Raw genomic sequence first — 9,199 nt, 5'->3', positions numbered from 1 at the left:
GGGTTGTGGCGTGCGGGCGGGGTGGTGCCCCGCCCCCGGCCGGGGGCCGGTCCCCCCCCCCGGGGCCCCGGCCCCACGACCCTCTCATGGCCCCGCCGCGCCACGGCGCGGCGGGGCTCACGCCCGGTCCCGCTCCGGGGATTCCGGAACGGCCCCGGGGAACAGGCTCTCGGGCAGGGTCACGTTCAACGCCGTGATCACCGGGTTGCCGTGCTCGGTGCCGAGCCGCGAGACCGCACCCGTGGCGAGCTGGAACAGCATGCCCTCGGCCGGGGTCAGGCCGAGATAGCGGGCGGTGAGGACGCGCAGGAAGTGGGAGTGGGCGACGAGCGCGATGTCCCCGTCCCTGTCGCGGTCCGCCGCCTCCGCGACGTCGGCCAGCACCCGGTCGGCCCGAACGCCGACCTCGGCGGGTGTCTCCCCGGGGTGCGCCTCGGGCCCGGGGGCGACTCCGTCGGTCCACAGATTCCACTCGGGGCGGGTGAGGCGGATCTCGTCGGTGGTCACCCCTTCGTAGCCGCCGTAGTCCCATTCACGCAGCTCGGGGGTGATACGGGGCCCGGTGAGCCCGGCGAGCTCCGCGGTGCGCCGGGCGCGCACCAGGGGGCTGACCAGGGTGAGCGTGATCAGACGGTCGGCGAGCAGCGGTGCCAGGGCGCGGGCCTGTCGTTCGCCCAAGGGGGTCAGCGGCAGATCGGTGTAGCTCGTGTGCTGCCCGGACCGCGACCACTCCGTCTCGCCGTGCCGGATCAGGATCAGCTCGCCCATGGGTGTCATCCGCTCTCTGTGCTGTTCGTGGCCGGTCGTGCCGCGCGCTGCATGGTGTCATGCCCGCCGGTCCACGATGCGGTGGCCGGTACCTCCCTGCGGGTACGGCGTCCCGGTGTCCGGTCACATTCCGTCAGATGCCCCAGCGGAGGAATCGGAACCGCCGGGGGACGGCCTCGGTCCCTCCCGGGCCGTGCCGGGACCGCCGGGGAACGGCCTCCGGCCGTCTCGGGCCCTGCCGGACGCCGGACGCGCGCAGTGTGTGCGAGCGGTGAAGTGTGTTCCGTCGGTGGGGACGGACCGCGGGCGCCGTGCAACGCGAAGGGCCGCACCCCGGGAGACCCGGGATGCGGCCCTTCGGCTCTGCTGCCTGCCTGCTGTCTACTTGCGGATCAGGCTGCGGAGCACGTACTGCATGATGCCGCCGTTGCGGTAGTAGTCCGCCTCACCGGGGGTGTCGATGCGGACGACCGCGTCGAGCTCCACACCGGTGTCGGTGGTGACCTTGACGGTGCGCGGCGTGGTGCCGTTGTTCAGCTCGGTCACGCCCGTGAAGGAGAAGGTCTCCTCGCCGGTCAGGCCGAGGGCCTCGGCGCTCGCGCCCTCCGGGAACTGGAGCGGGAGGACGCCCATGCCGATGAGGTTCGAGCGGTGGATGCGCTCGTAGGACTCGGCGATGACGGCCTTGACGCCGAGGAGCGCGGTGCCCTTGGCGGCCCAGTCGCGGGACGAGCCGGAACCGTACTCCTTGCCCGCCAGGATGACGAGCGGGATGCCGGCGGCCTGGTAGTTCTGCGAGGCGTCGTAGATGAACGACACCGGCGCGCCTTCGTCGGACCGGGTGAAGTCGCGGGTGAAGCCGCCCTCGGTGCCCGGGGCGATCTGGTTGCGCAGGCGGATGTTCGCGAAGGTGCCGCGAATCATGACCTCGTGGTTGCCGCGGCGCGAGCCGTAGGAGTTGAAGTCACGGCGCTCGACGCCGTGCTCCGTCAGGTACTTGCCGGCCGGGGTGTCGGCCTTGATGGCACCGGCCGGGGAGATGTGGTCGGTGGTGACCGAGTCGCCCAGCTTGGCGAGCACCCGGGCGCCGGTGATGTCCTCGACCGGGGTCGTCTCCATCGCCATGCCCTCGAAGTACGGGGGCTTGCGCACGTAGGTGGACTGCGGGTCCCACTCGAAGGTGTTGCCGGTCGGGATCGCCAGCGCCTGCCACTGGGCGTCGCCCGCGAAGACGTCCTGGTAGGACTTGTTGAACATGTCCTCGCCGATGGCGTTGGCGACGACGTCGTTCACCTCGGCCTCGGACGGCCAGATGTCCGCGAGGTAGACCGGCTTGCCGTCCTGGTCGATGCCCAGGGCGTCCTTGGTGATGTCCACCTTCATCGAACCCGCGATGGCGTACGCGACGACCAGCGGCGGGGACGCCAGGTAGTTCATCTTGACGTCGGGGTTGATCCGGCCCTCGAAGTTGCGGTTGCCGGAGAGCACCGAGGTCACGGCCAGGTCGTGCTCGTTGACCGCCTTGGAGACCTCCTCCGGCAGCGGACCGGAGTTGCCGATGCAGGTGGTGCAGCCGTAGCCGACGAGGTTGAAGCCGACCTTGTCGAGGTACGGGGTCAGGCCCGCCTTGTCGAAGTAGTCGGTGACGACCTTCGAGCCCGGGGCGAGGGTGGTCTTGACCCACGGCTTGCGGGTCAGGCCCTTCTCGACCGCCTTCTTCGCCACGAGCGCCGCCGCGACCATGACGTACGGGTTCGAGGTGTTGGTGCAGGAGGTGATCGCGGCGACGGTGACGGCGCCGTGGTCGATCTCGTACGACGTGCCGTCGGGGGCCGTGACCGTGGTCGGGCGCGACGGGACACCGTTGGCGGAGGCCGGGGCGTCGGAGGCCGGGAAGGACTCCTTGCCCGCCTCCTCGTCCTCGGACACGTAGTTGCGCACGTCCTGGGCGAACTGCTCCTTGGCGTTCGCGAGGATGATGCGGTCCTGCGGGCGCTTCGGGCCGGCGATCGACGGGACGACCGTCGACAGGTCCAGCTCCAGCTTCTCGGAGAAGTCCGGCTCGGCGGCCGGGTCCAGCCAGAGGCCCTGCTCCTTGGCGTACGCCTCGACGAGCGCGACCTGCTGCTCGTCACGGCCGGTCAGACGCAGGTACTTCAGCGTCTCGTCGTCGATCGGGAAGATCGCGGCGGTGGAGCCGAACTCCGGCGACATGTTGCCGATGGTGGCGCGGTTCGCGAGGGAGGTGGCGGCGACGCCCTCACCGTAGAACTCGACGAACTTGCCGACGACACCGTGCTTGCGGAGCATCTCGGTGATGGTCAGCACGAGGTCGGTGGCGGTGGTGCCGGCCGGGAGCTCGCCGGTCAGCTTGAAGCCGACGACACGCGGGATGAGCATGGAGACCGGCTGACCGAGCATCGCGGCCTCGGCCTCGATGCCGCCGACGCCCCAGCCCAGCACACCGAGGCCGTTGACCATGGTGGTGTGCGAGTCGGTGCCGACGAGGGTGTCGGGGTACGCCTGGCCACCGCGGACCATGACCGTACGGGCCAGGTGCTCGATGTTGACCTGGTGGACGATGCCGGTGCCCGGGGGGACGACCTTGAACTCGTCGAAGGCGGTCTGGCCCCAGCGCAGGAACTGGTAGCGCTCCTTGTTGCGGCCGTACTCCAGCTCGACGTTCTGCGCGAACGCGTCGTTGGTGCCGAACTTGTCGGCGATGACGGAGTGGTCGATGACCAGCTCGGCCGGGGCGAGCGGGTTGATCTTGGCCGGGTCGCCGCCCAGCTCCTTGACGGCCTCACGCATGGTGGCGAGGTCCACGACGCACGGCACACCGGTGAAGTCCTGCATGATCACGCGGGCCGGCGTGAACTGGATCTCCTGGCTGGGCTGTGCCTGGGAGTCCCAGCCGCCGAGCGCCCGGATGTGGTCGGCGGTGATGTTCGCGCCGTCCTCGGTGCGGAGCAGGTTCTCCAGCAGCACCTTCAGGCTGTAAGGGAGGCGCGCGGAGCCCTCGACCTTGTCCAGCTTGAAGATCTCGTACGACTCGTCGCCCACGCGCAGCGTGCTGCGGGCGTCGAAGCTGTTCGCCGACACGACAGTCTCCTTCATCAATGTGCGCGTACTCCGCGCCGCGCCTCATTACGGCGGGCGCCGCGTGGTGCCGCCTGCGGCCCCCCGACCATCCGCTAAGGTAAGGCTTAGTTAGGTAACCCTTACCCGATGGCGGACTCCGGTGCGCCTTCGGCATATATCTCGATGTCGAGATAACTCTAGTACATCACCTCAGCGCGGTCATGCGGGGGCTGCGCGACCCCTTGTCGCGATCCACCCCGACCCGCCGCGAGGTACCGTCGGCCGAATGCTGGAAAGACTGGAGATCGAGAGCTTCCTGGTACTCGCCGACGAACTGCACTTCGGCCGCACGGCCGAGCGGCTGCACGTCTCGCGCGCCAGAGTCAGCCAGACGATCCGGAGTCTGGAGCGCCGCATCGGCGCCCCCCTCTTCGAGCGGACGAGCCGCACCGTGCGCCTCACGCCGCTCGGCCGTCGGCTGCACGCGGAGGTGGAACCCGGCTACCGGCGTGTCGAGCGGGGCGTGGCGCGGGCGCAGGCCGAAGCGCGGGGCATCGGAGGGGTGCTGCCGGTCGGGTATCTGGGAAGCGCGGCCGGGGAGTTCCTGATGGACGCGATACGGGCCTTCGGACGCCTCCACCCGGACACGGAGGTGCAGATCCACGAGACGCAGCTCAGCGACCTGCTGGGCGCGCTGCGCACCGGCCGGGTCGATGTCCTGGTCACCCAGTTCCCGGTCGCGGAGTCCGACCTGACCCGCGGCCCGGTCGTGCTCCGGGTGCCGCGGATGCTCGCGGTCCCGGCCAATCACACGCTCGCCAAGCGGCACTCGGTGTCGCTGGAGGATCTGGCGCGGGACCGGGTGTTCGCCTGCTCCGGCGACGTACCGGACTACTGGCAGAAGCACTTTGCGCCGGCGTGCACCCCGAGCGGGCAGCCGGTGAGGCGGGGCAGGTCGGCATCGACCATGCAGGAAACCCTCGCCATGGTCGGCGCCGGGCAGGGCATCTCGCCCGTCGGCGCCGATGTCGCGGCGCGCTACACGCCGAGAGGCGTGGTGTACGTGCCGTTCACCGACGCGGAACCGGTGGAGTACGGGCTGGTGTGGCGCACGTCGGGCGAGACCGCGCGGGTACGGGCCTTCGTCGCGACAGCCGCGGAACTGGCGGCCCTGCCGGAGGGCGCGCAGGTGGTGGGAACGGGCGTGGAGGGCGCGCAGGTGGTGGGTACGGAACCGGAGGGCGCGCGGTCGGTGGGTACGGGCATGGAGGGCGCAGGCGCACGGGGCGCGGGCACGGAAGCCACGGGCGTGCGGGGCGCGGGCACGGAAGCCCGCGGAGTCGTCGGCGTCGGCGTCGGCGGCCGATCGGTAAGCCCGGCTTACCGATCGTTGCGCGGACAGGAGCTGATCCCGGCGCCGGGCGGCGCGAGCCTGGAGGCGTGACGAACGATCTCTCAGCAGCCCCGTCCCGCACCCGGACGACCGCCCGTACCCCAGCACCCGCCCCCGACACCCCAGCATCCGGCCGCACCCGGAGCGCAGGCACCGCGTCCCTGGCGGCGCTCGCCCTGGGGGCCTTCGCCGTCGGCACCACGGAGGTGGTCATCGCCGGGCTGCTCCCCGACGTGGCCGCCGACTTCGGCGTCTCGCTGCCCACGGCGGGGCTGCTCGTGTCGGGCTACGCCCTGGGCATGGTGGTGGGCGCCCCGCTGCTCACGGTCCTGGGTGCGAGGCTCCCCCGCAGGCGGCTGCTTCTCTGGCTGGTCGGCCTCTTCACGGCAGCCGGCCTGTGCAGCGCGCTCGCCCCCGGATACGAAGTGCTGCTCGCCGGACGGGTGCTGTCGGCCCTCGCGGGAGGGGCCTACGTGGGGACCGCCGCGGTCGTCGCGGCGGGCATCGTCGCGCCGGAGCGCAAGGCGAGCGCGATCGCCACGGTGTTCATGGGGCTGAGCCTCGCCAATGTGCTCGGCGTCCCCGGCGGGACCGCGCTGGGGCAGACGCTCGGCTGGCGGGCCGCGTTCTGGGCGGTGACCGCGATCGGCGTGGTGCTGCTGGCCGCGATCGCGGCACTCGTCCCGCCGATGCCCCGGGAGCGGGGCACCGACCTCCGCCGGGAGCTGGCGGTCTTCCGGCGCGGCCGGGTCTGGCTCGCCCTGGCGGCGACCGCCTTCGGCTGGGCGCCGTTCCTCACCGTCCTCACGTACATCACGCCCCTGCTCACCGAGGTCACCGGCTTCGACGACCGTACGGTCCCGCTCATGCTGGTCCTGATCGGCGCCGGGATGGTCGTCGGCACCCCGCTGGCCGGGCGGCTCGCGGACCGGGCGCTGCTGCCCACGCTGTACGGGGCACTGGCCGGAGTCGCGGTGGTCTCCGCCCTCCTGCTCGCCGCCGTGCACAGCAAGCCCGCCGCGGCCGTCGGTTTCCTGCTCTTCGGACTGGTCGGGGCCGCGGTGATCCCGCCCTCCCAGACACGGCTCCTGGAGGCGGCCCGGGGCGCCGACAACCTCGCGTCGGCGGCCAACATCTCCGCGTTCAACATCGGCAACGCGGGCGGCCCGCTGCTGGCGGGGGCGGCGCTTTCGGCGGGCGCCGACTTCACGTCGCCGCTGTGGATCGCGGCGGCCCTGGGTGCGATCGGCCTGGCCCTCGCGTCGGCCGCAACCGTTCGGACCCGCCCGGCTGTTCGATAGTCTCGCCGCCGCACTCCGCCCGTCGTCCGACGGGCCCGGGAACGCGCGGTCCCGGCGGAAAGGGGTGCCCGGACGAAGGAGGAACATGAACGCCGCCACCGGATTCGGGGACATCTCCCCGACCACCCTCGCCGACCTCCTGGGGCGCGAGCAGGTCATGGACATCGGAATCCGTCCGCTGTGGCCCTCGGTCCCACGGGTCGCCGGACCGGCGTTCACCGTGCGGTGCCCACCGGGCGACAACCTGATGCTGCACGCCGCCATCCATCGCGCGGAGCCCGGCTCGGTCGTCGTGGTCGAGGCCGGGGACGTGGACTACGCACTGGCCGGAGGGAATGTCTGCGCCGTCGCCCGGCGCCGGGGTATCGCGGCGTTCGTGACCGACGGGGTGATCCGCGATCTCGCCGAGGTGCGCGAGATGGGCTTTCCCGTCTTCGCCAGGGGGGTCGTCCCCGTCCCCGGCGCCAAGAAGGCCGTCGGGCCGCTCAACACCCCGGTGCGGTGCGGCGGTGTGAGCGTCCACGCCGGCGACATCGTGGTGGCCGACGAGGAAGGCATCGTGGTCACTCCCCGCGCCCGCCGGGAGCAGGTGCTCCTGGACGCCCGGAAGAAACTGGCCGCGGAGGCCGACGAGTCCCTCGACGCGTGGGAGGAGGCCCACCGCGCCCGCATCGACAGGATCCTGGCCGAAGGCGGCTTCGAGGACTGATCCGGCACCAGGATCCCGCCGGCTCCCGGCCGTTCCGCGCCCACCCCGGACGGACGTACACCGCGCGCCCTCGCACCGATCCGGGGGGACGATGGAACGCACGGTGCGCCGATGGCCCGCATCCCTCGCGCGCGTCCGGCCGCGCAACTGCCGTGCCCTTCACACGTGGCCGTCACCCGAATGCCACACCCCGCCACAGGTCTCATCTCATATCTGAGATAACCTTTCGCCATGTCAGACGATTACCTCGTACGCATCGGCAAGCTCATACGTGACGCCCGTCAGCATCGGGGCTGGACACAGAGTCAGCTCGCCGAGGCGCTCGCCACCAGTCAGAGCGCCGTCAACCGCATCGAGCGCGGCAACCAGAACATCAGCCTTGAGATGATCGCGCGCATCGGTGAAGCACTCGACAGCGAGATCGTGTCGCTCGGCTACGCCGGACCCATGCATCTGCGGGTGGTCGGTGGGCGTCGGCTCTCGGGCTCCATCGATGTCAAGACGAGCAAGAACGCGTGCGTGGCACTGCTCTGCGCCTCACTGCTCAACAGGGGCCGTACGGTGCTGCGCCGCGTGGCCCGCATCGAGGAGGTCTACCGCCTCCTGGAGGTGCTGAACTCCATCGGCGTGCGGACCCGGTGGATCAACGAGGGAATCGACCTGGAGATCGTCCCGCCCGCCCGGCTCGACATGGACGCCATCGACGCGGACGCCGCCCGCCGGACCCGCTCCATCATCATGTTCCTCGGGCCGCTGCTGCACCGGATGGACTCGTTCAAGCTTCCGTACGCGGGCGGCTGCGACCTCGGTACGCGGACCATCGAGCCGCACATGATCGCGCTGCGCCGGTTCGGGCTGGAGATCGCCGCGACCGAGGGGCTCTACCACGCCCAGATAGACCACTCGGTCAAGCCCGAACGTCCCATCGTGCTGACCGAGCGCGGGGACACCGTGACCGAGAACGCCCTGCTGGCGGCCGCCCGGCACGACGGCACCACCGTCATCCGCAACGCGTCCTCCAACTACATGGTCCAGGACCTGTGCTTCTTCCTGGAGGCACTGGGCATACGCGTGGACGGCATCGGCACGACCACACTGACCGTGCACGGCGCTCCGCACATAGATGTGGACGTCGACTACTCCCCGTCCGAGGACCCGGTCGAGGCGATGAGTCTGCTCGCCGCCGCCGTGGTGACGGAGTCCGAGCTGACGATCCGCCGGGTACCGATCGAGTTCCTGGAGATCGAGCTCGCGGTCCTGGAAGAGATGGGCGTCGACTGCGACCGTACGACGGAGTACGCCGCCGACAACGGCCGTACCAGGCTGGTCGACCTCACGGTCCGCCCCTCCAAACTGGAGGCGCCGATCGACAAGGTCCACCCCATGCCGTTCCCCGGGCTCAACATCGACAATGTGCCCTTCTTCGCGGCCATCGCCGCCTCGGCCCAAGGCCAGACCCTCATCCACGACTGGGTCTACGACAACCGGGCCATCTACCTCACCGACCTGAACCGCCTCGGCGGCAGGCTGCAACTCCTGGACCCGCACCGGGTACTCGTCGAGGGCCCGACCCGCTGGCGCGCCGCCGAGATGATGTGCCCGCCCGCGCTGCGTCCCGCAGTGGTGGTACTGCTCGCCATGATGGCGGCGGAAGGCACGTCCGTCCTGCGCAACGTGTATGTCATCAACCGCGGTTACGAGGAGCTGGCGGAGCGGCTCAACTCCGTGGGCGCGCAGATCGAGATCTTCCGCGACATTTGATCGACGAAAGCCGCCGCCCCCCTCCTGACCAGGCATAACGCGGGTTCGGAAGGGGGCGGCGGCATCTCTGGGTCTCTGCGTCCGAGCGGCAGCGCATCGCGCTGCCGCTCGGACGCAGAGACCTCTTTTCAACAACAGCATCCCACACAGGCGCAAACTCTTCGTACTGGGGGACGTGAGCAGCAC

6 protein-coding genes are annotated in these 9,199 nt (G+C 70.9%); 4 read left to right on the top strand and 2 right to left on the bottom strand.

The window, feature by feature from the left end; genetic code table 11:
• Positions 1 to 117: 117 nt before the first annotated feature.
• Positions 118 to 768 carry a histidine phosphatase family protein gene (locus ACFVT1_RS23210; protein WP_389798488.1) on the bottom strand — a complete coding sequence of 217 codons (651 nt, stop codon included), beginning with the start codon at positions 766 to 768 and terminating at the stop codon, positions 118 to 120.
• A gap of 381 nt (positions 769 to 1,149) precedes the next feature.
• Entirely contained in the window at positions 1,150 to 3,870 is a 2,721-nt protein-coding gene (acnA, locus tag ACFVT1_RS23205; RefSeq protein WP_389798486.1) for an aconitate hydratase AcnA, read from the bottom strand.
• A gap of 265 nt (positions 3,871 to 4,135) precedes the next feature.
• Between acnA and ACFVT1_RS23200 the strand changes: the two genes are divergently transcribed.
• The 4 genes from ACFVT1_RS23200 (at position 4,136) to ACFVT1_RS23185 (ending at position 9,013) form a co-directional block, all read left to right on the top strand.
• The gene (locus ACFVT1_RS23200; RefSeq protein ID WP_389798483.1) at positions 4,136 to 5,293 is read left to right on the top strand and encodes a LysR family transcriptional regulator; all 1,158 of its coding nucleotides are present in this window, start codon (positions 4,136 to 4,138) and stop codon (positions 5,291 to 5,293) included.
• Entirely contained in the window at positions 5,290 to 6,543 is a 1,254-nt protein-coding gene (locus ACFVT1_RS23195; RefSeq protein ID WP_389798481.1) for an MFS transporter, read from the top strand. The genes ACFVT1_RS23200 and ACFVT1_RS23195 overlap by 4 nt, the downstream gene beginning before the upstream one ends.
• 85 nt (positions 6,544 to 6,628) lie before the next feature.
• On the top strand, positions 6,629 to 7,252 hold the full coding sequence (locus tag ACFVT1_RS23190) for an RraA family protein (protein ID WP_389798479.1): 624 nt from the start codon (positions 6,629 to 6,631) through the stop codon (positions 7,250 to 7,252).
• A gap of 231 nt (positions 7,253 to 7,483) precedes the next feature.
• Complete coding sequence (locus tag ACFVT1_RS23185) at positions 7,484 to 9,013, top strand: helix-turn-helix domain-containing protein (protein ID WP_389798477.1); 1,530 nt, start codon at positions 7,484 to 7,486, stop codon at positions 9,011 to 9,013.
• Positions 9,014 to 9,199 lie beyond the last annotated feature (186 nt).

The organism is Streptomyces sp. NPDC057963, assembly GCF_042887155.1.
Classification (GTDB): Bacteria; Actinomycetota; Actinomycetes; order Streptomycetales; family Streptomycetaceae; genus Streptomyces.
Note: the sequence above shows the minus strand (reverse complement) of the source record. Positions and strands in the feature narration are given on the sequence as shown.